Origin of the sequence: Pelomonas sp. V22 (assembly GCF_030014915.1) — a bacterium.
Taxonomy (GTDB): Bacteria; Pseudomonadota; Gammaproteobacteria; order Burkholderiales; family Burkholderiaceae_C; genus JAUASW01.
Window position 1 is genome coordinate 149,912 of record NZ_JAGIXS010000001.1, and the last position, 23,918, is coordinate 173,829.

Annotated in this window: 22 protein-coding genes and 6 tRNA genes; 4 read left to right on the forward strand and 24 right to left on the reverse strand. The window is 65.1% G+C overall.

The features are described 5' to 3' along the window. Window positions 1–49 precede the first annotated feature (49 nt). A complete protein-coding gene (locus J7U46_RS00715; protein WP_282822895.1) occupies window positions 50–547 on the forward strand; it encodes a MarR family transcriptional regulator in 498 nt (165 codons plus the stop codon). Window positions 548–558: 11 nt separating this feature from the next. Then, window positions 559–993: an organic hydroperoxide resistance protein gene (locus tag J7U46_RS00720; RefSeq protein WP_282822896.1), complete on the forward strand. Its 435-nt coding sequence runs from the start codon at window positions 559–561 to the stop codon at window positions 991–993. Between the two features lie 24 nt (window positions 994–1,017). Here J7U46_RS00720 and J7U46_RS00725 read toward each other — a convergent pair whose 3' ends face one another. Beyond that, window positions 1,018–1,944, reverse strand: coding sequence for an asparaginase (locus J7U46_RS00725; protein WP_282822897.1), 927 nt, complete (start codon window positions 1,942–1,944; stop codon window positions 1,018–1,020). A 106-nt stretch (window positions 1,945–2,050) separates the two neighbouring features. On the opposite strand from J7U46_RS00725, the gene lexA reads away from it, so the two are divergent. After that, a complete protein-coding gene (gene lexA, locus J7U46_RS00730) occupies window positions 2,051–2,731 on the forward strand; it encodes a transcriptional repressor LexA (protein ID WP_282822898.1) in 681 nt (226 codons plus the stop codon). Between the two features lie 17 nt (window positions 2,732–2,748). Continuing rightward, entirely contained in the window at window positions 2,749–3,045 is a 297-nt protein-coding gene (locus J7U46_RS00735) for a helix-hairpin-helix domain-containing protein (protein WP_282822899.1), read from the forward strand. Between the two features lie 177 nt (window positions 3,046–3,222). Here J7U46_RS00735 and J7U46_RS00740 read toward each other — a convergent pair. The 23 genes from J7U46_RS00740 to J7U46_RS00850 all read right to left on the reverse strand — a co-directional run bounded on the left by J7U46_RS00740 (window position 3,223) and on the right by J7U46_RS00850 (window position 23,814). Continuing rightward, window positions 3,223–3,299: transfer RNA gene (locus J7U46_RS00740), tRNA-Asp, on the reverse strand. Between the two features lie 93 nt (window positions 3,300–3,392). Next, window positions 3,393–3,468 (reverse strand) — tRNA-Glu (locus J7U46_RS00745). Window positions 3,469–3,509: 41 nt separating this feature from the next. Then, window positions 3,510–3,585: transfer RNA gene (locus J7U46_RS00750), tRNA-Ala, on the reverse strand. A gap of 105 nt (window positions 3,586–3,690) precedes the next feature. After that, a tRNA-Asp gene (locus tag J7U46_RS00755) sits at window positions 3,691–3,767 on the reverse strand. Window positions 3,768–3,860: 93 nt separating this feature from the next. Further along, window positions 3,861–3,936, reverse strand: a tRNA-Glu gene (locus J7U46_RS00760). Window positions 3,937–3,977: 41 nt separating this feature from the next. Then, window positions 3,978–4,053, reverse strand: a tRNA-Ala gene (locus J7U46_RS00765). 156 nt (window positions 4,054–4,209) lie between these two features. Further along, window positions 4,210–5,613: a glutamate--tRNA ligase gene (gltX, locus tag J7U46_RS00770; protein WP_282822900.1), complete on the reverse strand. Its 1,404-nt coding sequence runs from the start codon at window positions 5,611–5,613 to the stop codon at window positions 4,210–4,212. Next, window positions 5,610–6,848 (reverse strand): O-succinylhomoserine sulfhydrylase, encoded by a 1,239-nt coding sequence (locus tag J7U46_RS00775; RefSeq protein ID WP_282822901.1) that lies wholly within the window; start codon window positions 6,846–6,848, stop codon window positions 5,610–5,612. Before J7U46_RS00775 ends, gltX begins: the two co-directional genes overlap by 4 nt. A 5-nt stretch (window positions 6,849–6,853) precedes the next feature. Continuing rightward, entirely contained in the window at window positions 6,854–8,365 is a 1,512-nt protein-coding gene (gene purF / locus J7U46_RS00780; protein WP_282822902.1) for an amidophosphoribosyltransferase, read from the reverse strand. Between the two features lie 51 nt (window positions 8,366–8,416). Beyond that, window positions 8,417–8,905: a CvpA family protein gene (locus J7U46_RS00785; protein WP_282822903.1), complete on the reverse strand. Its 489-nt coding sequence runs from the start codon at window positions 8,903–8,905 to the stop codon at window positions 8,417–8,419. A gap of 13 nt (window positions 8,906–8,918) precedes the next feature. Next, window positions 8,919–9,722 carry an SPOR domain-containing protein gene (locus J7U46_RS00790; protein WP_282822904.1) on the reverse strand — a complete coding sequence of 268 codons (804 nt, stop codon included), beginning with the start codon at window positions 9,720–9,722 and terminating at the stop codon, window positions 8,919–8,921. 43 nt (window positions 9,723–9,765) lie between these two features. After that, a complete protein-coding gene (gene folC / locus J7U46_RS00795; RefSeq protein WP_282822905.1) occupies window positions 9,766–11,073 on the reverse strand; it encodes a bifunctional tetrahydrofolate synthase/dihydrofolate synthase in 1,308 nt (435 codons plus the stop codon). Between the two features lie 73 nt (window positions 11,074–11,146). Beyond that, entirely contained in the window at window positions 11,147–12,019 is an 873-nt protein-coding gene (accD, locus tag J7U46_RS00800) for an acetyl-CoA carboxylase, carboxyltransferase subunit beta (RefSeq protein ID WP_282822906.1), read from the reverse strand. Window positions 12,020–12,059: 40 nt separating this feature from the next. Next, on the reverse strand, window positions 12,060–12,857 hold the full coding sequence (gene trpA / locus J7U46_RS00805; RefSeq protein WP_282822907.1) for a tryptophan synthase subunit alpha: 798 nt from the start codon (window positions 12,855–12,857) through the stop codon (window positions 12,060–12,062). Next, window positions 12,854–14,098 carry a tryptophan synthase subunit beta gene (trpB, locus tag J7U46_RS00810; RefSeq protein WP_282822908.1) on the reverse strand — a complete coding sequence of 415 codons (1,245 nt, stop codon included), beginning with the start codon at window positions 14,096–14,098 and terminating at the stop codon, window positions 12,854–12,856. Before trpB ends, trpA begins: the two co-directional genes overlap by 4 nt. A 14-nt stretch (window positions 14,099–14,112) precedes the next feature. Next, window positions 14,113–14,778 (reverse strand): phosphoribosylanthranilate isomerase, encoded by a 666-nt coding sequence (locus J7U46_RS00815; RefSeq protein ID WP_282822909.1) that lies wholly within the window; start codon window positions 14,776–14,778, stop codon window positions 14,113–14,115. A gap of 4 nt (window positions 14,779–14,782) precedes the next feature. After that, window positions 14,783–15,577: a tRNA pseudouridine(38-40) synthase TruA gene (gene truA, locus J7U46_RS00820; RefSeq protein WP_282822910.1), complete on the reverse strand. Its 795-nt coding sequence runs from the start codon at window positions 15,575–15,577 to the stop codon at window positions 14,783–14,785. A 71-nt stretch (window positions 15,578–15,648) separates the two neighbouring features. Beyond that, a complete protein-coding gene (locus J7U46_RS00825) occupies window positions 15,649–18,210 on the reverse strand; it encodes a FimV/HubP family polar landmark protein (RefSeq protein ID WP_282822911.1) in 2,562 nt (853 codons plus the stop codon). A gap of 296 nt (window positions 18,211–18,506) precedes the next feature. Continuing rightward, a complete protein-coding gene (gene asd / locus J7U46_RS00830; protein ID WP_282822912.1) occupies window positions 18,507–19,619 on the reverse strand; it encodes an aspartate-semialdehyde dehydrogenase in 1,113 nt (370 codons plus the stop codon). 101 nt (window positions 19,620–19,720) lie between these two features. Further along, the gene (gene leuB / locus J7U46_RS00835) at window positions 19,721–20,815 is read right to left on the reverse strand and encodes a 3-isopropylmalate dehydrogenase (protein WP_282822913.1); all 1,095 of its coding nucleotides are present in this window, start codon (window positions 20,813–20,815) and stop codon (window positions 19,721–19,723) included. Window positions 20,816–20,835: 20 nt separating this feature from the next. Continuing rightward, window positions 20,836–21,486: a 3-isopropylmalate dehydratase small subunit gene (leuD, locus tag J7U46_RS00840; protein WP_282822914.1), complete on the reverse strand. Its 651-nt coding sequence runs from the start codon at window positions 21,484–21,486 to the stop codon at window positions 20,836–20,838. Window positions 21,487–21,499: 13 nt separating this feature from the next. Further along, window positions 21,500–22,912 carry a 3-isopropylmalate dehydratase large subunit gene (gene leuC / locus J7U46_RS00845; protein WP_282822915.1) on the reverse strand — a complete coding sequence of 471 codons (1,413 nt, stop codon included), beginning with the start codon at window positions 22,910–22,912 and terminating at the stop codon, window positions 21,500–21,502. Further along, window positions 22,909–23,814 (reverse strand): LysR family transcriptional regulator, encoded by a 906-nt coding sequence (locus tag J7U46_RS00850; RefSeq protein ID WP_282822916.1) that lies wholly within the window; start codon window positions 23,812–23,814, stop codon window positions 22,909–22,911. The genes leuC and J7U46_RS00850 overlap by 4 nt, the downstream gene beginning before the upstream one ends. Between the last annotated feature and the right edge of the window lie 104 nt (window positions 23,815–23,918).

Genomic DNA, 23,918 nt, shown 5'->3' on the forward strand with positions numbered 1-23,918 from the left:
ATAACCACATAAATTGTGCGCAATTTAATTGCGAACTACATTATCACCCATGGCACGCAGCAAGACACCCGGCAAGCAGAGCGCAGCAGCAGCAGCAGATTGGCTGCGGCTTGATCAGCAGCTCTGCTTTGCGCTCTATTCCAGCTCGCTGGCGATGACCAAGCTCTACAAGCCCTTGCTCGAGCCGCTCGGCCTCACGTATCCGCAGTACCTGGTGATGTTGGTGCTTTGGGAGCAGGACGGCATCAGCGTTTCCACCCTGGGTCAGCGCTTGTCGCTGGACTCGGGCACTCTGACCCCACTGCTCAAGCGACTGGAAGCTGCCGGCCTGATCAATCGCCAGCGGGCCAGCGATGACGAGCGGCGTGTCGAGATCTTCCTGAATCCCCAAGGCCTGGCGCTCAAGCAGCAAGCCCTGACCATACCGCCCCAGCTGGCCTGCGCCGCCGCCTGCTCGCTGGAAGAACTGAGTTCCCTCACCCGGCGTCTGCATGAGTTGCGACAGCAGCTCGGCGACGCCGCAGCCACCACCCTCACCCCACCCTGACAGGACCCATCATGGCCATCGAAAAAGCTCTCTACACCGCCCACGCCACCTCCACCGGCGGCCGCGAAGGCAAGACTGCCTCCAGCGACGGCGCGCTGAACGTCGCGCTGTCCACACCCAAGGAACTGGGCGGCGCCGGCGGCCCCGGCACCAACCCCGAGCAGCTGTTTGCGGCTGGCTACTCGGCCTGCTTCATCGGCGCGATGAAGGCCGTGTCGGCTCGCCAAAAGATCGCGCTGCCGGCCGAGGTCTCGATCTCGTCCAGCGTGAGCATCGGCCCGATGGCCGGCAAGCCGGGCGCCTTCGGCATCGCCGTCGACATGAAGATCTCGGTGCCCGGCATGGACCGTGCCGCCCTGGAAGCCCTGGTGGCAACGGCCCACGAGGTCTGCCCGTACTCGAACGCCACGCGCGGCAATATCGACGTGACGCTGACCGTCGCCTGATGGTCTGATCGCGGCCTTGCCCGGTCAGGCCAGCAGTTGCAGCAGCAACTCGACACGCGCCTTGACCGGGCTCAGCGCTCCCGCGCTGGGCAGCACGCCGCCTATCACTGGGCCGGCGTCGCAGCGCGTGCTGCGCAGCACACGAACGCCCTGCGCCTGAGCACGTTCCAGCGCAACGCTCAAGCGCACGGACAAGGTGCCATTCCCCGTGCCGGCCACCACGATGCCGTTCACACCTTGCGCCAGCAGCGCATCGACGCCCCTGCCATCGGCACCCGCATAGTTCTGGATCAGCTCCACCCAGGGCCAGTCCTTGGCGTCCTTTGCAATGCGTGACAAGCCCAGCGCCGAAGCCGACTCCGGCATTGCACCCAGCCAGCGCAGCCTGCCCTCCTCCACCAAGCCCAAGGGGCCTGACTCGACCGAGGCAAAGGCATCAACCGCATAGCTGTGCACCTTGCGCAGGCGCTCGGCGCCATGCACGCGGCCGTTCATCACCGCCAGCACGCCCGACTCCGCTTGCGCGGCCACCGCCACCGCATCCAGCAGGTTCTGCGGGCCGTCGGGCATCAGGGCCGTGGACGGCCGCATCGCCGCCGTCAACACCACCGGCTTGCCTGGCGCCAGCACCCGCTGGAGGAAGAAGGCCGTCTCTTCGAGCGTATCCGTACCGTGCGTGATGACAACGGCCAGGACCTCGGGCCTGGCGAGGTGCCGATCAACCGCTCGGGCCAACAACTGCCAGGTCGCGAAATCCATGTCCTTGCTGTCAAGTTGCGCCACCTGCTCGGTCTCAAGCAGATACGCCGCCAGCGGCGGTGCCGCCTGCACCAGTTGTTCGATGGACACCTGCCCTGCCACGTAGCCGACGTTGTCAGCCGCATCTGCCGCCTTGCCGGCGATGGTGCCGCCGGTTCCGAGAATGACGATGCGATCAGCTTTGTTTTGCAATTTGGAAATTCCTGGATGAAAATACAGCCACTGGATAAATACTCAGCCGCCGCTTGTAGCTGCAGCCCGCAGCCTGCCGAGGCAGCACCAACGCAAAGAGGACCTTGTGGACGACAGCCCCAAACTCACTGCCCGCCAACAGCAAATCCTCGACCTGGTGCGCGAGTCCATCGCGCAGACTGGCGCCCCACCCACCCGTGCCGAAATCGCCAACGAGTTGGGCTATCGCTCGGCCAATGCCGCCGAGGAGCATCTGCAGGCGCTGGCCCGCAAAGGCGTGATCGAACTGGTGGGCGGCACCTCGCGTGGTATCCGGCTGAAGTCTGACACATTGCGTGCCCTGAACGAGGCACGTGAGGCTCGCGAGCGCCAGTTTTCACTGCCCGTGCCCGGCATTGCGCAACTGAGCCTGCCGCTGGTGGGCCGAGTGGCCGCCGGCCATCCCATCCTGGCGCAGGAGCACATAGAGCAGCACTACAACGTCGAGCCCAGCCTCTTCGCCCGCAAGCCCGACTACCTGCTGCGGGTCAAGGGCATGAGCATGCGTGACGTCGGCATCGTCGATGGCGATCTGCTCGCCGTGCAGCGGGCAAGCGAAGCCAAGAACGGCCAGATCGTGGTGGCACGGCTGGGCGACGAGGTCACGGTCAAGCGCTTCAAGCGCGGCCGTAGCGGCATCGAACTGCTTCCCGAGAACCCCGAGTTCGAGCCCATCATCGTCAGTAACGGCGATGAGAGTTTTGCACTCGAAGGCCTGGCCGTCGGCTTGATCCGTTCCCAGTTCTGAGCCGCGACCACCAGCCCATGCCGCATCCGACCAAGGCCCAGCACCGCGACGAATGCAAAGAACTGGAGCAGATCCCTAACATCGGTCCGGCGGCCGCCGCCGATCTGCGACTGCTGGGCATCAAGACACCTCGCGAGCTGCGAGGCCGCGACGCCTTCGTGCTCTACCAGGAGCTTTGCGCCCGCACCGAACAGCGCCACGATCCCTGCGTGCTTGATACTTTCATGGCAGCAGTTGATTTCATGTCTGGCGCCGCGCCGAGCCCCTGGTGGCATTACACAGCCCAGCGCAAGGCGCTGTACGGGACGATCTGAATTGCTATTCTTGCGCGGCATCCTTCGGGCAACTCGGTAATGCGGGCCAATCACCCAACCAATTGCCGAATCATAATGTTCGATGAAGCTCTGCCAATATTGAATATTGGCGCAACAAAGAACTGAAAAGCCAAAGAAAAAGCCCCGACCGCATACGCAATCGGGGCTTTCGAATGTTGGCGGAGTGGACGGGGCTCGAACCCGCGACCCCCGGCGTGACAGGCCGGTATTCTAACCAACTGAACTACCACTCCGCGTGGGGTAATTTGTGCAGAAGTTTAATTTCTCAAACTCCTGCCAAGCTTACCAAACTTGCCCGTCTTTCGACGGAATTGCCCAGATAAATCTGGCGTCCCCTAGGGGATTCGAACCCCTGTAATCACCGTGAAAGGGTGGTGTCCTAGGCCTCTAGACGAAGGGGACTAATCCTTCTGCACCTGAACTGCGCGCCACTCAAGAAAACTTGGTGGAGGTAAGCGGGATCGAACCGCTGACCTCTTGCATGCCATGCAAGCGCTCTCCCAGCTGAGCTATACCCCCATTTGAATTACTTCAATCAGGGCGCGCTGTTCAAGCGTGTCACAAACTAACTATACCATCAAAATACAAGCGGCCAACTGAATGGCCGCTCATATCAGCAAACCTTGGCGGAGTGGACGGGGCTCGAACCCGCGACCCCCGGCGTGACAGGCCGGTATTCTAACCAACTGAACTACCACTCCGCGTGGGGTAATTTGTGCAGAAGTTTAATTTCTCAAACTCCTGCCAAGCTTACCAAACTTGCCCGTCTTTCGACGGAATTGCCCAGATAAATCTGGCGTCCCCTAGGGGATTCGAACCCCTGTAATCACCGTGAAAGGGTGGTGTCCTAGGCCTCTAGACGAAGGGGACTAATCCTTCTGCACCTGAACTGCGCGCCACTCAAGAAAACTTGGTGGAGGTAAGCGGGATCGAACCGCTGACCTCTTGCATGCCATGCAAGCGCTCTCCCAGCTGAGCTATACCCCCGGTTTGTTTGCATTCACTGTCCGCTTCCGCATTCAGTTTCAGCAGCCAACTTCGGTTACTTTGATCCTCAAGCCAGCGAGAGTATTTATTCTCCGAAGCCGCTTGCGATTCAATGTATCGCGCTGTTCAAGCAAGACCAAGAGTATAGACCGGTTTTCATCCCCCGCGCAAGCGTTCGATGACTTTTTCTTTGCTGAACAGTTCGAGCACCGCATCAACCGACGGCGTTTGCGCACGCCCGCAGACCAGAACGCGAACCGGGATGGCCAGTTGCGGCATCTTCAGGCCGTGCGCGGCGATCACTTCCTTGATCGCCGCCTGGATGGAAGCCTTGTTCCATTCGATCCCCGCGAACTTGTCGGCCAGCGCCGCAACAGCCGGCTTCACCGCTTCCGTGACATGCGCGGCCAGCTCTTCGCCCGAGGGCATGACGTCCGCGAAGTACATGCTGAGCCAATCTGCCAAGGCAACGGTGGTGGCGCAACGGTCCTTGAACAGACTGCACATCGGCTGCAACTGAGCCGCGTCGGCAGCAATGCCGCGCTTGGCGAGCTGGGCCGAAACCAGCGCGGCCAGACGACCTTCGTCGATCTGCTTGATGTACTGGCTGTTGACCCATTCCAGCTTGGCAGGATCCCATTGCGATGGGCTCTTGGACAAATGCGTGCCATCGAACCAGCTGACCATCTGTTCGCTGGAGAACAACTCGTCGTCGCCATGACTCCAGCCCAGGCGCGAGAGGTAGTTCAGCATGGCCTCGGGCAGGTAGCCGTTGTCTTCGTAGGCCGTCACGCTCACCGCACCGCGCCGCTTCGAAAGCTTCTGCCCGTCATCGCCGAGGATGATGGGCAGGTGGCCGAACACCGGCAGTTGGGCGCCCAGTGCGTTGAAGATGTTGATCTGCCAGGGCGTGTTGTTGATGTGCTCATCACCACGGAACACATGCGTAATGGCCATGTCCCAGTCGTCCACCACGACGGCGAAGTTGTAGGTCGGCACGCCGTCCGGACGCACGATGATCAGGTCGTCGATCTCGCGGTTGTTGATCGTGATCGGGCCCTTGACCAGATCATTCCAGGTCACGTCGCCGTCCACCGGATTCTTGAAGCGCACCACCGGCTGCACGCCTTCGGGCACTGCAGGCAGTTGCTTGCCGGCTTCGGGGCGCCAGGTGCCGTCGTAGCGGCGCTTCTCGCCGCGCGCGTCTTGCGCCGCCTTCATCGCCTCGAGCTGCTCGGGGGTGCAGTAGCAGCGGTAGGCCTTGCCTTCAGCGATCAGCTGATCGACCACCGCGTGATAGCGCTCCAGGCGCTGCATCTGGTAGATCGGGCCTTCGTCGTACTCCAGGCCCAACCACTTCATCGAAGCGAGGATTTGGTCGACCGAATCCTGAGTTGAGCGGGCCACGTCGGTATCTTCGATGCGCAGCACGAACTGACCACCGTGGTGGCGGGCATAGGCCCAGGAGTACAGCGCCGTGCGGGCCGTGCCCAGGTGCAGGAAGCCGGTGGGCGAAGGCGCAATGCGGGTGCGCACGGGAGTGGAAGCTTGTTGGCTCATCGGTTCTTCAAGGTGGAAAGGCCGCGCAGCAGATCGTCGGTGATGTCGTCCACATGCTCGAGGCCGACGGCCAGGCGGATCAAGCCCTGGCTGATGCCGGCAGCGCGGCGTTGTTCTTCGCTCAGGCGGCCATGCGAGGTGGTCGCCGGGTGCGTGATGATGGACTTGGTGTCGCCCAGGTTGGTGGCGATGCTCAGCACGCGGGTGCTGTCGATCACATGGAAGGCCGCGGCGCGCGCAGCCTCTGGTGTTTCACCCTGCAGTTCGAAGGACAGCACCGCCCCGCCCTGCCCGGATTGCTGGCGCATCGCCAACTCATGCTGAGAATGCGATGCCAGCGATGGGTAGTAGACACGTGCCACTTCGGGCCGAGCCTCCAACCAGTGCGCCACGGCCAGGGCCTGCTCGCTCTGGGCGCGCATGCGCAGCCCAAGCGTCTCCAGTCCCTTCAGCACAACCCAGGCGTTGAACGGCGACAACACCATGCCCGCCGTGCGCATCACCGGGCCAAATACGTCCTTGATCAGGCGCGTGGGGCCGCACAGCGCACCGGCCATCACGCGGCCCTGGCCATCCATGTACTTGGTGGCCGAATGCATGATCAGGTCCGCACCGAACTCCGCCGGCCGCTGCAGCGAGGGCGTCGAGTAGGTGTTGTCGACCACCAGCAGCGCATTCGCCGCATGGGCCATGTCGGCCAGCGCGCGGATGTCGCAGACCTCGGTCAACGGGTTGGTCGGCGTCTCGGCGAAGAACAGCTTGGTCGCGGGCTTGATCGCCGCCTGCCAGTCCTGCAGGTCGGTCTGCGAGACGAAGCTGGTCTCGACGCCGAACTTGCCGAACTCCTTGGCGAACAGATTGATCGTGGAGCCGAACACCGAGCGCGAGCAGATCACGTGGTCGCCCGCCTTCAAGAGGCCCATGCACAGCAGCAGGATGGCGCTCATGCCGGTGGAGGTGGCGATGGCGGCTTCCGTGCCTTCCATGGCCGCCAGACGGGTTTCCAGGCTGCGCACCGTGGGGTTGCTGGTGCGCGAGTAGGTGAAGTCTTCCGACGCGGCAAAGCGCTGCGCCGAGGTCGCGGCATCGGGCTGCACATAGGCGCTGGTCAGGAACAGCGCCTCGGAGTTCTCGCCGTGCTGGCTGGGCGGCAGGGCCGTGCGCACGGCCAGGGTCTCGGGGCGCAGACCTGCCGGCAGCGTGGCGCGCGCGATGCGGCGCTCTTCGTCGCTCATGCTCATCAGCCCTCCGTGCGGCTTTGCAGCGCGAGGCGCGTGCGGGCGGACTCTTCTTCCTCATCGCCTTGCGATTTGCGCTGGGCCTGGATGGTGGCGAAGTCCTCCACCGACACATCGCCGGTCACGTACTTGCCGTCAAAGCAGGACGCTTCGAAACCATTGAGCCCCGGGCGCAAGGCCGCGACCACGCGCTTCATCGCATCCACGTCCTGGTAGATCAGCGCATCGGCGCCGATGTAGGCGCGGATCTCTTCGATGGTGCGGTTGTGGGCGATCAGCTCTTCGCTGGTCGGCATGTCGATGCCATAGACATTCGGGAAGCGCACGGGCGGCGCGGCCGAAGCCAGGTAGACCTTGCGGGCACCAGCCTCGCGAGCCATCTGCACGATTTCCTTGGAGGTGGTGCCGCGCACGATGGAATCGTCCACCAGCAGCACATTGCGGTTCTTGAACTCGAGGCCGATGGCATTGAGCTTCTGGCGCACCGACTTCTTGCGGGCGCCCTGCCCCGGCATGATGAAGGTGCGGCCAACATAGCGGTTCTTGACGAAGCCTTCGCGGTAGGGCTTGCCGATGCGATGGGCCAGTTGCATGGCCGAGGGGCGGCTCGATTCGGGGATGGGGATCACCACATCGATGTCGCTCGGCGGCATGGTTGAGATCAGGCGCTGGGCGAGGGTCTCGCCCATGTTCAGGCGGGCCTGGTAAACCGAGATGCCATCCATCACCGAGTCTGGGCGAGCCAGGTAGACAAACTCGAACATGCAGGGATTGAGGCTCGGGCTGTCGTTGCACTGGCGGGTATGGACCTTGCCTGCCGTGTCGATGAACAAGGCCTCGCCGGGCTCCACGTCGCGGATCAGCTTGTGGCCCGTGCCCTCCAGCGCCACGCTTTCGCTGGCCACCATGAACTCACCGTCATCGGCCTGGCCGAAGCACAGCGGGCGAATGCCGAAGGGGTCGCGGAAGGCCAAGAGGCCATGGCCGGCGATCAGCGCGATCACGGCGTAGGAGCCCTTGATGCGCTTTTGCACCGCACGCACGGCCTCGAAGATCGAGTCAGGCGTCAGTGGCAGGTCGCGCGCCACGCGCTCGATCTCATGCGCCAGCACGTTGATCAGGACCTCGGTGTCGCTCTCGGTGTTGATGTGGCGGCGGTCGTTCTCGAACAGCTCGTCCTTCAGCGCATGGGCGTTGGTCAGGTTCCCGTTGTGCACCAGCACCAGGCCGAACGGCGCATTGACGTAGAAGGGCTGGGCCTCCTCCTCGTTGTAGGCATTCCCAGCCGTCGGGTAGCGCACCTGGCCGAGGCCCACCGTGCCCGGCAGCGCGCGCATATTGCGGGTGCGGAACACGTCGCGCACCATGCCGCGCGCCTTGTGCATGAAGCACTTGTGGCCCTGCATGGTGACGATGCCGGCAGCGTCCTGGCCGCGGTGCTGCAGCAGCAGCAAGGCGTCATAGATCAGTTGATTGACCGGCTGCTTGGAGAGCACACCCACGATGCCGCACATGATGGAGATCCTTGGTTTCTAGAAGCTTGCCGACACTAGCGCTCGTGACGCTCAGGCCGGGATGAATTTGACGAGTTGCTCCGGCAGCACCGGCTTGATGCCCTGCAGGAGCGCCAGCAAGGGCGGCGCGAGCACCGAATCCTGCCAGGACGGCGTCTCTCGCACCGGCGTGAGGCCAATCAGCAGCACGGCCAGCAAGGCGAACAGCACGCCCCGCAGCACGCCGAAGCCGGCACCGCCGACGCGGTCAACGAGGCTGAGCGGCGTGGCATGGATCAGCATTCGCACCAGCTTGGCACCCAGGCTCCAGACCAGCAGCACCAGCAGGAAGGCGACGACGAAGGCCGCGACCTGCAGCGTCGCCGGACTCATGCGCTGATCGGGCAGCCACTGGGCCACGATGGGCGACACATAAGGAGCAGTGAAGTAGGCAACGAACCAGCCCACGATGGACAGGATCTCGAACACCAGGCCGCGCCACAAGCCCACGCCGACGGAGATGGCCAGCAAGGCCAGCAGGATCCAATCGAGCGTGCTCATGCGGACTCCGCTGTCAAAGCGTCAGCACTTGCACCGGCAGGCCGGCGCTGCGGACCTTGGCGGCCGCCTTGTCGGCCTCGGCGCGGTCACCATAGGGGCCGACGCGCACGCGAATGCGCTTGCCATCGGCCGTCTCGACGGCTTGCGTATAGGTCTTCAGACCCAGCTTCTCGACCTTCATGCGGGCTTCCTGCGCGGCCTTGGCCTCACCGTAGGCACCGACCTGGACGATGAAGCGGCCCGGTGCCGCCTCGCTGGCTTTGGGGGCTGGCTTGCCCTCGAGCAAGGCCTGGATGCGGGCCGATTCGCGCGCCGCCTTGTCGGCGGCGGCCTTCTCGGAGGCTTTTGCAGCGGCCTTTTCAGCTGCCTTGTCTTGAGGCTTGTCGGTGTGCCTTTCTGCTGGCTTCTCAGCCGGTCTTTCAACCGGCTTTTCAATTGCCTTGACCGGCGGCTGGATCTTGCTCTCGCTCACCGGCTTGGTTTCGGTCGGCAGACTGGCCGCGGTTGCTGCAGGCTCAACCATCGGCTGCTGCACCGGCGCCGCAGCCACCAACTGAGAGGCCGGCGCAGCCGGGATCTGCAGCGGCGCCGCGCCTTCCTTGCGGGGAATGTCGATGGGCAGGTCCACCGGGATGGGGCGCGGCTGGGTTTCGAACACCAGCGGGAAGCCGATCACGCCGATCAGCACCAGCACGGCGGCGCCGATCAGGCGACGGCGGGCGCGCAGGCGCAGCTGCTGCACCGCGTCGGCCGAATCCGCCACCGGCTTGGCCGCCGGCTTGTCCGTACCGCGCTTGAAGAAGGACATCAAACCCATGGTTTTGGCAGGTTCCGGTGGAGGGGCTGGATAGCAAAGGCAATCAGGTCGGCAGGTGCTTGGCCGACTGCAGCCGCGGCACTCCGTTCTTGAGCACACCGCCCACGGTGTAGAAGGAGCCGAAGACCAGAATTCTATCAGCGGGGTCTGCGGCGGCCGCTGCAGCCGACAGGGCGGAAACCGGGTCGGCGTGCCTGTGAATTGAGGGCTGACCGGTCGTCTTCAAGCGCCCCGCCGCGCGCAGCGACTCGAAGGTCTCGGCCAGCGCGTCAGCCTTGGCGGCGCGGGGAATTTCGAGGTCGCAGAAATGCCAGTCGTCGACCAGGTGGGCGATGCGCTCGAAGATCTGCGCCAGGTCCTTATCGGCCATCGCACCAAACACCGCATGCGTGCGCGGGAAGAAGCCCATCTGGTCGAGGTTCTGCGCCAGCGCCGCCACCGCATGCGGGTTGTGCGCGACGTCCAGCACCAGGGCCGGCTGGCCCGGCACGACCTGGAAACGCCCTGGCAATTCAACCATCGAAAGCCCGGTGCGCACCGCCTGTGCGCTGATCGGCAGTTGCTGGTACAGGGCCTCGAAGGCCGCCAGCACGCCCGAGGCATTGAGCAGCTGGTTCACGCCGCGCAGCGAGGGGTAGGCCATGCCGGAGAAGCGCTTCTCGCGGCCCACCCACTGCCATTGCTGGCGGTCGCCGTTGAAGCTGAAGTCTTTGCCCAACTGGCGCAGGTCAGCGCCAATCTCGGCAGCACGCGCAGCCAGCGATGCCGGCGGCATCGGATCGCTCACCACCACCGGTCGGCCGGCCCGCATGATGCCGGCCTTCTCGCGGCCCACCGATTCGCGGTCCGGCCCCAGGTATTCGGTGTGGTCCAGGTCGATGCTGGTGATGATGCTGCAGTCGGCATCGATGCAGTTGACGGCGTCCAGGCGGCCACCCAGGCCCACTTCGAGGATGACCAGGTCCAGCGGCTCCTGGCTCAGGCGCCGCATGATGGCCAACGTGGTGAACTCGAAATAGCTCAGCGACACATCGCCGCGCGCCTTCTCCACGGCTTCGAAATGCGGCAAGAGCGAATCAGCCTCCACTGGCGCGCCGCCCACGCGGCAGCGCTCCTGGAAATGCACCAGGTGCGGCTTGATGTAGAGCCCGACGCGAAAGCCCGCCTGCAAGGCCACCGACTCCAGCATGGCGCAGGTCGAGCCCTTGCCATTGGTGCCCGCCACCATGATGACCGGCGCCTCGAACTTGAGGCCCAGCGCATCGCGAACGCGCGCCACGCGCTCCAGCGTCATGTCGATCTGCTTGGGGTGCAGGCGTTCGCAATGGGCCAGCCAGTCGTCGAGGTTCATGGATGTTCGATTCGCAAATGAAGACGGCCAGGCTTGAGGGCCTGGCCGCCGGTGTCACAAGAGCTTTTCAGGTTCAGGCGACAGCGTCGGCGCTCTGGCGCTGCAGCATGGCCAGTTGGCGGGCGATGGTTTCGCGCAGCTGGCGGCGGTCGACGATCATGTCGACGGCACCCTTTTCCATCAGGAACTCGGCACGCTGGAAGCCCGGCGGCAGCTTCTCGCGCACGGTGTTCTCGATCACGCGCGGGCCGGCAAAGCCGATCAGGGCCTTGGGCTCGGCGATCACCACGTCACCGACGAAGGCGAACGAGGCCGAGACGCCGCCCATGGTCGGGTCGGTCAGCACGCTGATATAGGGCAACTTGGCCTTGGCCAGTTTGGTCAGGGCCGCGTTGGTCTTGGCCATCTGCATCAGGGAGAGCAGACCTTCCTGCATCCGGGCGCCGCCGGTGGCGGTGTAGCAGATGAAGGGCGTCTTCTGCTCGATGGCGGTTTCGACGCCACGCACGAAGCGCTCGCCGACCACCGAACCCATGGAGCCGCCCATGAAGTCGAACTCGAAGCAGGCCACGACCACCGGCACGCTCATCACCGAACCGCCGATCACCACGAGCGCGTCGGTCTCGCCGGTGTTCTCCAGCGCTTCCTTCAGGCGGTCGGGGTACTTCTTGCTGTCCTTGAACTTCAGCGCGTCGACCGGCAGCACCTCCTGGCCGATCTCGTAGCGGCCTTCGCCGTCGAGGAAGGCATCCAGGCGGGCGCGGGCAACGATGCGGTGGTGGTGCGAGCACTTGGGGCAGACGTTGACGTTCTGCTCCAGGTCGGTCTTGTAGAGCACCGTCTCGCAGGACGGGCACTTGATCCACAGCCCCTCGGGCACCGTGCGGCGCTCGGCGGGGTCGGTTTGCTGGATCTTGGGCGGCAACAGTTTTTCGAGCCAACTCATGATTCAGTTCTCCTTGTGCTTTGGGTGACCGGCACCGGGCTCAAGCGTCCAGTGCCGCGCGGATTTCGGCCATGAAGGCCGCCGCAGTCGAGGCCACATTATCGCGTGGCTGGACCTCGAGCAATTGAACGAGGCGCGAACCGATGACCACGGCGTCCGAAACCGCCCCCACGGCCCGGGCCGTGGCTGCATCGCGGATGCCGAAACCGACACCCACGGGCACGCTCACATGCTGGCGGATGCGCGGAACGACCTCGGCCACCGCTGCCGTATCCAGGTGACCGGCGCCGGTCACGCCCTTCAGCGAGACGTAGTAGACATAGCCGCTGGCGATTCTCCCGATGCGGGCCATGCGCTCCTCGGTGCTGGTCGGGGCCAGCAGGAAGATCGGATCCAGTTGCTGGGTGCGCAGCGCAGCGGCGAAGCTCTCGGCCTCCTCCGGCGGGTAGTCGACGATCAGCACGCCATCGACGCCGGCTGCCTTGGCATCCGCCACGAAGCGCTCGACCCCATAGCGCTCGATCGGATTGGCATAGCCCATCAGCACGACCGGCGTATTGGCATCCTCGGTGCGGAAGCTGCGCACGAAGTCAAGCACCTTGGCGAGGCCGATGCCATGCTTCAGTGCGCGCTCGGCGGCCTTCTGGATCACTGGGCCGTCGGCCATGGGGTCGGAGAACGGCACGCCCAGCTCTATCACGTCGGCCCCGCCCTTGGCGAGTGCATGCATGATCTCGACGGTCGCATCCGGATACGGATCGCCGGCAGTGACGAAGGGAATCAGCGCCTTGCGGCCTTCGGACTTCAGCTTGGAGAAGGCGGCGGCGATGCGGCTCATTGCACACCTCCCTTCACCGAGTGGCCAGCCTGCGAAGGCTGGTCATAGATCTTGGCGCCCGACAGATCGGCCACCGTGCCCATGTCCTTGTCGCCTCGGCCGGAGAGGTTGACCAGCAGGTGTTGGTCCGGCCGCAGCGTCGGTGCCAGCTTGATGGCATGGGCGACCGCATGGCTGGATTCCAGCGCTGGAATGATGCCCTCGGTGCGGCACAGGCGGTGGAAGGCGGCGAGCGCCTCCTGGTCGGTGACGCCCACGTACTCGGCACGACCGATGTCCTTCAGGTAGGCATGCTCGGGGCCAACGCCGGGATAGTCGAGCCCGGCCGAAATCGAGTGCGTCTCGATGATCTGGCCGTCGGCATCCTGCAAGAGGTAGGTGCGGTTGCCATGCAAGACGCCTGGCGTGCCCGCAGTCAATGTTGCCGCATGCTTGCCACTGGCCACGCCCTGCCCTGCGGCCTCGACGCCGATCAGCTTGACGTCCTTGTGCTCGATGTAGGGGTAGAAGATGCCGATGGCATTGGACCCGCCACCCACGCAGGCGATCACCGCGTCGGGCTGGCGGCCGGTCATGGCCGGCATCTGCGTCAGGCATTCGTCGCCGATGATGCGCTGGAAGTCGCGCACCATCATCGGATACGGATGCGGGCCGGCCACGGTGCCGATGATGTAGAAGGTCGACTCGATGTTGGTGACCCAGTCACGCATCGCCTCGTTCAGCGCGTCCTTCAAGGTCTTGGATCCCGACTCCACCGGTACCACCGTGGCACCCAGCAGATTCATTCGGTAGACGTTCGGCGACTGGCGCTTCACGTCCTCGCTGCCCATGTAGACCACGCATTCCATGCCATAGCGCGCGCAGATCGTCGCCGTGGCCACACCGTGCTGGCCGGCGCCGGTCTCGGCGATCACGCGCTTCTTGCCCATGCGCTTGGCCAGCAGGGCCTGGCCAATGGTGTTGTTGACCTTGTGGGCGCCGGTGTGGTTCAGGTCTTCACGCTTGAGAAAAATCTGCGCGCCGCCAAGCTCGCGGCTCAGGCGGTCGGCGTGATAGATCGGGCTCGGGCGGCCGACGAAATGGGCGAGTTCCTTGTTGAACTCGGCGATGAACTCGGGGTCCTTGCTGTAGTGGGCATAGGCCTCGTTCAGCTCGTCCAGCGCGTGGATCAGGGTCTCGGCGACAAAGCGGCCGCCATAGGGTCCGAAATGCCCGCGGGCATCGGGTTGGTCGTAGGACATGAGGGTTTCCTTCTTCAGAGATTCGGTGCAGATGCAGCGCCGGCAATCTGCGCATCCGCCTCGCGGACCGCATCGCAGAACTGGCGCATCAGCGCGGCGTTCTTGAGGCCCTTGGCCTCCTCCACGCCGGAACTGACGTCAACGGCCCAGGGCCGGACCCGAAGAATCCCTTCGATCACATTTCCGGCATGCAACCCACCAGACAAAACGACTGGACGGGGCACGTTTGTTGGAAGCAGTGACCAATCGAAAACCTTTCCACCACCGCCATAGCCCTCGACATGAGCGTCGACGAGCAGGCCTGATGCCTCTGAAAATTGATGGGCGAAGTCTAGCAAATCGAAGCCCGGCGCCATGCGCGCGGCGCGCAGGAAGGGCCGGCCGGGCGCGCGGCAGGCTTCAGGCGTCTCATCGCCATGGAATTGCAAGAGCATGTTCGGCAAGGCAGCCAGGCCTTCAGCCAGCAGCGCGGGCGAGGCGTTCACGAACAGTCCCACCGGCGTGACGAAAGGCGGCAATCGCCGCGCCAGCGCGGCCGCACGGGCCGGGCTCACATAGCGCGGGCTCTTCTCGTAGAAGACAAAGCCTATGGCCTCGGCGCCGGCCTCGACGGCCACGTCCACGTCGGCCTCGCGGGTCAGGCCGCAGATCTTGATTCGGGTTCTTGCGTGCTGGTTCATGCCTTCATGCACCTGGCAGCCAGTCCAGGGCCGCGACATGCTCAGGGAGATGGAGATGGGCATCGTAGTACGGCCCGACGAAGTACAGCCCGTCCGGAGCGAAGGTCGGCGCCGCCACCTGGCGGTTACGCGCAGCCAGCACCTCGGCCAGCCATTGCACCGAGCGTGTGCCCGAGCCCACGGCGATCAGGCAGCCCATGATGTTGCGCACCATGTGATGGAGGAAGGCCGAGGCATCGAACTCGAAACGCCAATAGGCGCCGTGCTTCTTGATGTGGATGGCGCGCAGCTGCTTGATCGGCGACAGCGCCTGGCATTCGGCCGAGCGAAACGACGAGAAGTCGTGCTCGCCGATCAGCACTGCAGCGGCCGCGCGCATCGCATCGCCATCGAGCGGCCGGAACACCCAGCCGCAGGAGCCGGTCTCGATGGCCGGGCGCACGACGGCCTCGCGCAGCAGATAGGCATAACGGCGGCCGCGCGCATGGTTGCGGGCATGGAAGTCGGCGCCCGGAAACTCGCACCACTGGATCGCGATGTCCTTGGGCAGGTAGCGATTGCTGCCGCGTATCCAGGAGAAAGGATCGCGCTCCACCTCGGCATCGAAGTGCACGACCTGGTTCAGACCGTGGACGCCGGCATCGGTGCGGCCGGCGCAGATGGTGCGCACCGGGTGGGCCGCAAACTGGCTCAGCGCGGCCTCCAGTGCGTCCTGCACCGTGCCGCCACCCGGCTGGCTCTGCCAGCCCTTGTAGGCCTCGCCGCGATAGCTGAGGCCGAGGGCCACTCGTGTCGTCATGTTCTTCGATTCGGCAAAAGAAAAGGCGCCCGGCCGGGGCCGAGCGCCTTCGGATCAGGCTCGAGTATCGGTCAGCGGAGCTCGTCGAGCATCGCTTGGGCCTTGGCCTTGAGCACGCCGCTGGCCTTGGAGACCAGCTCCTGCAGCACGTCGCGGGCGCCTTCGGTGTCGCCGATCTGGCGGAACTCGTCGGCCAGCTCCAGCTGGCGCTGCAGCGGATCGCCTTCGTCCTCGCCAAGCGAGCCGGCATCGCCGAGATCGGGCAAGGCCATTTCCTCGCTGGCCGAAGGCGCAGCAGCCGGTGCGGCGGGCAGGTCCAGATCGATGGAGGACAGGTCGAAGTCCAGCGACGGAACCTGCTCGGCAGCCGCCGGTTGTGCAGTGTCCAGCTGATCCAGGTCGAACTCCAGATCGCCTTCGGGAGCCGCTGCTTCGGCGGGCTTGGCCGGCGGCTTGGAAAGGTCGAAGTCCATTTCCATCGGAGCCTGCTCGACAGAGATGGCCATGGCCTGCGTGGCCTCCATTGAGGTCGTGGCCGGCGCGTCGCCGCCACCCAGGTCCAGATCGAGGTCCAGGTCCAGGTCGCCGAGGCCGCTGGTCGGGCCCGGATCGCTGGCACGCTCCAACATCGGCTCGGTGGACATGCCGGCCGCATTCACCGTCTGCGGCAGCGTGCTGGCGTCCATCGGCTCAGGGCGGCCGCCCATGCTGGAGCTCAGCAATTGGGCCGGGGCGCCACCGGGCTGGTACAGCGGGTTGTCCGGGTCGATCTGACGGCCGAGCTCCTGGGCCTTGTCCCAGTCCTCGCCCTGCCCTTGCGTCTCGGCATAGAGATGCACGGCCAGTTGCTCGAAACCCTTGATGTCGCGGCGCTTGGCGTAGACCTCCAGCAGCTTGAGGCGGATCGCCATGCGCTCGGGGTTGGCGCGCAGGGCTTCCTTGAGGATTTCCTCGGCCTGCAGGTCGCGGCCATAGGCCAGGTAGACATCGGCCTCGGCCACGGGGTCCACATCACCGATGGCGTCGAGCTGGCTCAGCGAGTAGCTCATCGACGACTGGCCGGTGGTCGACTGATCGCGCGTGTCCACGCGCTGGCCGCCGGCCGAGCCGAAGAACGAATCCGGCTGCAGACGGCTTTCATGGAAGCCGGTGTCAGGCTTGGAGTTCTTGCCGGCGTTGCGGGCACGCAGACGGTACAGGCCGAAGCCACCCAGCAAGGCGATCAGGGCGGCGGCACCCGGCAGCATGAACGGGCTGTCGAGCAGGCCATCCAGCAGACCCGGCGCCTCGGCGCTGGTGATGGTCTTGGGCTTGGAGGCCGCTACCGGCATGCTGGCCGGCTTGGAGGCGGCCACCGGTGCGCTGGGCGGCGGAGCAGCCAGCGCGGGCGAGCTCGGCGGCGGCGCCACAGCAGCCGGTGCACTTGGAGGCGGCGCGGCCAGCTTGGCAGCCACGGCCGGCGAACTCGGGGGCGGCGTCACCGTCGGGGGTGCTGTCGGCGGCGGGGGCGGCGGGGCCACGGCCGGCTTGGCCGCGCTGGACAGCTTCTTCAGCTCTTCCACATTGCGGGTCAGCTCGGCCACGCGGGCGGCGGAATCTTTTTTCTCGGTGTCCTTGGACGCCTTGGCTTCCGAGGCTGCCACCCCGCCCTTGGAGAGCGTCAGCTTGTCGGGCGTGGCAGCAGGCGCTGGCTTGCGGTCTTCCACGGCCGTCTGCACCTGGCCCTTGGCCTGGCGCGGACTCTCGTCTTGCTTCATCACCGGCGCGGCACCGGCCAGGCGCTGGCGATAGCTCTCGAAGTCAGCGCTCTGCGCCACGATGATCTGGCGCGCCTCGCCGGGCGAGACGCTGGTCAGCTCGTCGCTGGCCGGCACCTGCAGCACCGAGCCGGACTTGAGGCGGTTCATGTTGCCTTCGATGAAGGCCTCGGGATTGGAGCGGAACAGGCCGACCAGCATCTGGTCCAGCGAAACGCCGGGCGCCTGGGTCTTGGCGGCCACGCGGGACAGGGAATCGCCTGGCTTGACCTGGTACTGGCTGGCATCCTGCTTGGGTGCCGGGGCGGCCGGCGGCGGCGTCACCGGCTCGGGGCGAGCTCTCGGCGCCGGGGCCGACGTGACCGGGCGTTGCGGGGCAGCGGCCACCGGCGGCGCTGCGGGAGTAGGTACGGGTGCAGCACTTGGCAGCGGCGTCGGCTCAGCAGGCGCGGGGGCGATCACCGGCGAAGTGGCCACAGCTGGCGGCGCGGCCTGGCGCGAAGGCGTGGCCGGCGGATCGAACAGCAAGGTGTATTCGCGCACCAGGCGGCCGCCGGTCCAGGTGATCTCCAGAATCACATCGACGAAGGGCTCCTGGACGGCACGGTCACTCTGGATGCGGAAATACGGACGCCCGTCAGAACGGCGTGCCAGTTGGACCTGGGTGTTGCTGAGGATGGCGTTGAACTCGACGCCGCTGGTGCGATACAGCTCGGCCGGTGCGATGCGCACCTTGAGCGACCCGGCCTCTTCAGCGCTGAGGCTGCTGACATCGATTTCGGCCCTCAGCGTTTCGCCGAGCGAGGACTGCACCGACAGACGGCCCAGGCCAAGGCCCCAGGAAGCCGTGGTGGTCAGCGTTGCAATCGCTGCCACCGCGACATGAGACAGGGCAAAGCGCCCCAGAGCGCTGGATTGTTTTTTCAAGGCGTCCCCCAAAACGACAAGGCGGGGCCGACAAGGGTCCCGCCTGTTCTTGCAATGATGGTCTCGTTGTCGGCTGCGTGCACGATGCCCTCAGTGACCGAACGGTCCGAAAACACAATAGCGGCAAGCATATACGCTGCAACCCTCATGCAAAGCGTGAATACGCCCCATGTCAGCGCTCTGATTTACCCCCTGTCACCGCTTGTAGCTTCAGGGCAACGGGGGACGGGAGCCAGCTAGGGGAATTACCGATCCAGCAGGATGCGCAGCATGCGGCGCAGAGGTTCGGCCGCGCCCCACAGCAACTGGTCGCCGATGGTGAAGGCGCCGACATACTCCGGGCCCATGGCCAGCTTGCGCACCCGGCCGACCGGGATGGTCATCGTGCCGGTCACGGCCACGGGGGTCAGGTCTTTCAGCGTGGCTTCGCGGGTGTTGGGCACGAACTTCACCCACTCGTTGTCGGCGGCGATCATGGCCTCGATGTCGGCCAGCGGCACGTCCTTCTTCAGCTTGAAGGTCAGGGCCTGGCTGTGGCAGCGCATCGCGCCCACGCGCACGCAGAAGCCGTCGACCGGGATGCCATCGGTGCCGAGGATCTTGTTGGTCTCAGCCATGCCCTTCCACTCTTCCTTGGATTGGCCGTTGCCGAGGTCCTTGTCGATCCAGGGGATCAGCGAGCCACCGAGCGGCACGCCGAAGTTGGCCGTCTCGGCTTCGGACAGCGAGCGTTGCTTGGCGATCACCTTGCGGTCGATCTCGAGGATGGCGCTCTTGGGGTCGTCCAGCAGCGAGCGCACCTCGGCATTCAGCGTGCCGTACTGCGTCAGCAGTTCGCGCATGTGCTGGGCACCACCGCCGGAGGCAGCCTGGTAGGTCTGGGTGCTCATCCACTCCACGAGGCCGGCCTTGTAGAGCGCGCCCACGCCCATCAGCATGCAGGAGACGGTGCAATTGCCGCCCACCCAGTTCTTGCCGCCCTTGGACAGCGAGTCCTTGATGACGGGCATGTTGACCGGGTCCAGCACGATCACGGCGTCATCGGCCATGCGCAGCGTGGAGGCGGCGTCGATCCAGTGGCCGTTCCAGCCAGCGGCGCGCAGCTTGGGGAAGACCTCGCTGGTGTAGTCGCCACCCTGGCAGGTGATGATGATCTCGCAGCGCTTCAGCTGCTCGATGTCGAAGGCGTTTTGCAGCTGGGTCTCGTTCTTGGCGAAGGCCGGGGCGGTGCCGCCGGCGTTCGAGGTGCTGAAGAACAGCGGCTCGATCAAATCGAAATCGCGCTCGGCCGCCATGCGGTCCATCAGCACCGAGCCGACCATGCCGCGCCAGCCCACCAATCCAACAAGTGTCGTCATCTCGTATTCCTCAATCGCTCTACAAAAAACAAACCCTCTAGGTTTCTTCTTCCCCGGCTCGCTTCGCCGGGTTTGTAGGGGCGAGACGAACCGGAGCTGAACTAGCCCTTAATGGTTTTGGTCATGGTGGTGACTGCCGTAACCACGGCATCACCCATCTCGCGCGTACCCACCTTCTGGGTGCCCTCGCTCCAAATGTCGGCGGTGCGCAGACCTTGGGACAGCACCGCTTGAACCGCCGCTTCGATACGAGCGGCCGCTTCGGGCTGGTTGAGGGAGAACTTGAGCATCATGGCAGCGGAGAGGATTGTAGCCAGCGGGTTTGCAATTCCCTTACCGGCGATGTCCGGCGCGCTGCCATGGCTGGGCTCGTAGAGGCCCTTGTTGTTCTTGTCGAGCGAGGCCGAGGGCAGCATGCCGATGGAACCGGTCAGCATCGCGGCCTCGTCCGAGAGGATGTCGCCGAACATATTGCCGGTCACGACCACGTCGAACTTCTTCGGCGCCTTCACGAGCTGCATGGCCGCGTTGTCCACGTACATGTGGTCCAGCTCGACGTCCGGATAGTCCTTGTGGACCTCGGTGACCACGTCCTTCCAGAACTGGAAGGTCTCCAGCACATTGGCCTTGTCGACGCTGGTCACCCGCTTGTTGCGCTTGCGGGCGGCCTGGAAGGCCACATGGGCGATGCGCTCGATCTCGGGGCGCGAATAGCGCATCGTGTCGAAGGCTTCTTCGCTGCCTGGGAAATGACCGTCCACCGCCGTGCGGCGGCCGCGTGGCTGGCCGAAATAGATGTCGCCGGTCAGCTCTCGGATGATCAGGATGTCGAGGCCCGCCACCAGCTCGGGCTTCAGGCTCGAGGCATGGGTCAACTGCTCGTAGCAGATCGCCGGGCGGAAGTTGGCAAACAGGCCCAGGTGCTTGCGCAGGCCGAGGATGGCCTGCTCGGGGCGCAGCGGGCGATCCAGCTTGTCGTACTTCCAGTCACCCACGGCGCCAAACAGCACGGCGTCGGCGGCCTTGGCCAGGTTCAGCGTCGCGTCCGGCAGCGGATGGCCGGACGCCTCATAGGCCGCGCCGCCCACGGGTGCGAATTCCAGCTCCAGAGGCAGATCGAGGACCTTCAGGACCTTGACCGCTTCGTTGATGATTTCGGTGCCGATGCCATCGCCCGGCAAGACTGCGATCTTCATTTCTCTGTATCCCTGTTCAGTCAGCCCACCAGCCGGTTGTTCAACCACGGCTTGGTCGCAATGCGTTCGGCCTCGAAGGCCTTGATCTTGTCGGCATGGCGCAGCGTCAGGCCAATGTCGTCAAAACCGTTCAGCAGGCAGAACTTGCGGAACGCTTGCACCTCAAAAGGCAGCTCGGTGCCATCGGGCTTGATGACGACCTGGCGCGGCAGATCCACCGTCAACTGATAGCCCGGGAAGGCCGCCACTTCGTCGAACAGCTGGGCCACTTGTGCCTCGGACAGCTGGATCGGCAGCAAGCCGCTCTTGAAGCAGTTGTTGAAGAAGATATCGGCAAAGCTCGGTGCGATCAGGGCGCGGAAGCCGTACTGATCCAGGGCCCAGGGCGCATGCTCGCGGCTCGAGCCGCAGCCGAAGTTGCGGCGCGCCAGCAGCACCGAAGCACCTTGATAGCGCGGTTGGTTGAGCACGAAGTCTGGATTGGGCCTGCGCGAGGCCGGGTCCTGGCCGGGCTCGCCACGGTCCAGATAGCGCCATTCGTCGAACAGGTTGGGGCCGAAGCCGCTGCGCTTGATCGACTTCAGGAACTGCTTGGGCATGATCGCGTCGGTGTCGACGTTCTCACGGTCCATCGGCGCCACGAGGCCTTGGTGGAGGGTGAACTTTTCCATCTCAGAATCCTTCTCAGGCGAGGCGTCGCACGTCGACGAAATGGCCTTGCATCGCGGCGGCCGCCGCCATGGCCGGGCTCACCAGATGCGTGCGGCCACCGGCGCCCTGGCGCCCTTCGAAATTGCGGTTGCTGGTCGAGGCGCAGCGCTCGCCCGGCTCCAGCCGGTCGGCATTCATCGCCAGGCACATCGAGCAGCCCGGCTCGCGCCATTCAAAACCCGCAGCCTTGAAGACCTGGTCCAGGCCTTCGGCCTCGGCCTGTGCCTTCACGAGGCCGGAGCCCGGCACCACGAGGGCCAGCTTCACATTGCCGGCAATACGGCCGCCCACGCGCTTGACCACGGCCGCGGCCTCGCGCATGTCTTCAATGCGGCTGTTGGTGCACGAGCCGATGAAGACCTTGTCGATGCGGATGTCGGCCAGCGCCTTGTTGGGCTCCAGGGCCATGTACTGCAGGGCGCGCTCGATCGCGCCGCGCTTGACGCTGTCTTTTTCCTTGTCGGGATCGGGCACGCGGTCTTCGATGGACAGCACCATCTCGGGCGAGGTACCCCAGGTCACCTGCGGGCGGATCTGCGCTGCGTCCAGCTCGACCACCGCATCGAAATGCGCGCCGGCATCGCTGTGCAGCGTGCGCCAGTAGGCCACGGCCTGCTCCCATTCCACGCCGCTCGGCGAGAAGGGGCGGCCCTTGCAATAGGCGATGGTCGTGTCGTCAACGCCGATCAAGCCGGCGCGCGCGCCGGCCTCGATGGCCATATTGCAGACCGTCATGCGACCTTCCATGCTGAGGCTGCGGATGGCCGAACCGGCGAACTCGATGGTGTAGCCGGTGCCGCCGGCCGTGCCGATCTTGCCGATGATGGCCAGCACGATGTCCTTGGCGCCCACGCCGCGCGGCAAGGCACCTTCAACACGCACCAGCATGTTCTTGGCCTTCTTGGCCAGCAGCGTCTGCGTCGCCAACACATGCTCCACCTCGGAGGTGCCGATGCCATGGGCCAGCGCGCCAAACGCGCCATGTGTCGAGGTGTGGCTGTCCCCGCAAACCACGGTCATGCCCGGCAGCGTGGCGCCCTGCTCCGGGCCGATCACATGGACGATGCCCTGGCGCTTGTCGTTCATCTTGAACTGCGTCAGGCCATGGCGGTCGCAGTTCTTGTCCAGCGTGTCGACCTGCAGGCGCGAGACCGGGTCGGCAATGCCTTGGCTGCGGTCGGTGGTCGGCACGTTGTGGTCGCTGACCGCCAGATTGGCCGACAGGCGCCAGACCTTGCGGCCGGCCAGATCCAGGCCTTCAAAGGCCTGCGGGCTGGTGACTTCATGGACCAGGTGGCGGTCGATGTAGAGCACGGCCGTGCCGTCGTCTTCGGTGTGGACGACATGCTCGTCCCAGAGCTTGTCGTAAAGCGTGCGTGCGCTCATGGCTTCTTCTCTTCCTTGTCAGCAGGACACAGCGCATCAACGAAGCGCTGCACCACGGTGGGCAGCCGCTCGACGCGGGCCACCCCCAGAACATAGTCGCGCTGCGCCCAGGGTTCTTCCAGGCGCAGCAGCTTGACGGCAAAGACTTGCGAAAAACGCTGGGCCGGGCCTTGCGGCAGCACGGCCACGCCGAGGCCGGCCTCGACCAACTGCGCGATCGCATCAAAGCCCCGCACAGCCAAACGCGCATTGAGCGTGCGGCCTCGGGCCAGCGCCTGCTCGCGCATCAGCTCCTGGGCCGAGGCGCCGGCATGCAGGCCGACGAGGTCGTAGTCCAGCAGATCATCGAAAGACACGGACTTGCGGCCCGCCAGCGCATGGCCATCCGGCACCAACACGGCCAGGCGGCCCTGGCTGTAGCTGCGGGTCTCGAGGCGGTTGTCAAGGATGGGCGGTGTGAACACACCGACGTCGGCCCGGCCTTCGGCCACGGCGGCCTGGGTTTCAGCGCTGGTCATGTCTTCCAGGCTGATGCGGATCTGCGGATGGGCTTGCAGGAAGCCGGCCATGTCGGCAGGCAGGCATTCGGCGATGGCCCCGGCGTTGGCTGCAATGCGCAGATGGCCCTTGATGCCCCGCGCGAACTCGACCACTTCGCTCTCCAGCGCATGCAGCGAGGCGTTCAGCGTGCGGATGTGCCGCACCAGAGCGCGGCAGGCCTCGGTGGGCTCGACGCCGCGCGCACGGCGCTCGAACAGTTGCACACCGAGGCGCGACTCCAGATCGGAGATGCGCTTGCTCGCCGCCGCCAGCGCCAGATGCTCGCGCTCGGCCCCGCGGGTGATGGAGCGGGTCTGCTCAATCGCCAGCACGAGGTTGAGGGTGGTGAGGTCGAGTCTCATGGCATCTAGCCCTTTCGGGATCGGTTTGGATTTTGCCTTCGCCAGATTCAAGGCAACTACGGCGAATTCCAATTGTGCATTCTTTGAATGCGAAGCCTCAAGAC

Coding starts and splice junctions, on each gene's coding strand:
- J7U46_RS00715 (WP_282822895.1), top strand. CDS start 50: ATGGCACGCAGCAAGACACCCGGCAAGCAGAGCGCAGCAGCAGCAGCA.
- J7U46_RS00720 (WP_282822896.1), top strand. CDS start 559: ATGGCCATCGAAAAAGCTCTCTACACCGCCCACGCCACCTCCACCGGC.
- J7U46_RS00735 (WP_282822899.1), top strand. CDS start 2,749: ATGCCGCATCCGACCAAGGCCCAGCACCGCGACGAATGCAAAGAACTG.
- gltX (WP_282822900.1), bottom strand. CDS start 5,613: ATGAGCCAACAAGCTTCCACTCCCGTGCGCACCCGCATTGCGCCTTCG.
- J7U46_RS00775 (WP_282822901.1), bottom strand. CDS start 6,848: ATGAGCGACGAAGAGCGCCGCATCGCGCGCGCCACGCTGCCGGCAGGT.
- purF (WP_282822902.1), bottom strand. CDS start 8,365: ATGTGCGGCATCGTGGGTGTGCTCTCCAAGCAGCCGGTCAATCAACTG.
- J7U46_RS00785 (WP_282822903.1), bottom strand. CDS start 8,905: ATGAGCACGCTCGATTGGATCCTGCTGGCCTTGCTGGCCATCTCCGTC.
- J7U46_RS00790 (WP_282822904.1), bottom strand. CDS start 9,722: ATGGGTTTGATGTCCTTCTTCAAGCGCGGTACGGACAAGCCGGCGGCC.
- folC (WP_282822905.1), bottom strand. CDS start 11,073: ATGAACCTCGACGACTGGCTGGCCCATTGCGAACGCCTGCACCCCAAG.
- accD (WP_282822906.1), bottom strand. CDS start 12,019: ATGAGTTGGCTCGAAAAACTGTTGCCGCCCAAGATCCAGCAAACCGAC.
- trpA (WP_282822907.1), bottom strand. CDS start 12,857: ATGAGCCGCATCGCCGCCGCCTTCTCCAAGCTGAAGTCCGAAGGCCGC.
- trpB (WP_282822908.1), bottom strand. CDS start 14,098: ATGTCCTACGACCAACCCGATGCCCGCGGGCATTTCGGACCCTATGGC.
- J7U46_RS00815 (WP_282822909.1), bottom strand. CDS start 14,778: ATGAACCAGCACGCAAGAACCCGAATCAAGATCTGCGGCCTGACCCGC.
- truA (WP_282822910.1), bottom strand. CDS start 15,577: ATGACGACACGAGTGGCCCTCGGCCTCAGCTATCGCGGCGAGGCCTAC.
- asd (WP_282822912.1), bottom strand. CDS start 19,619: ATGACGACACTTGTTGGATTGGTGGGCTGGCGCGGCATGGTCGGCTCG.
- leuB (WP_282822913.1), bottom strand. CDS start 20,815: ATGAAGATCGCAGTCTTGCCGGGCGATGGCATCGGCACCGAAATCATC.
- leuD (WP_282822914.1), bottom strand. CDS start 21,486: ATGGAAAAGTTCACCCTCCACCAAGGCCTCGTGGCGCCGATGGACCGT.
- leuC (WP_282822915.1), bottom strand. CDS start 22,912: ATGAGCGCACGCACGCTTTACGACAAGCTCTGGGACGAGCATGTCGTC.
- J7U46_RS00850 (WP_282822916.1), bottom strand. CDS start 23,814: ATGAGACTCGACCTCACCACCCTCAACCTCGTGCTGGCGATTGAGCAG.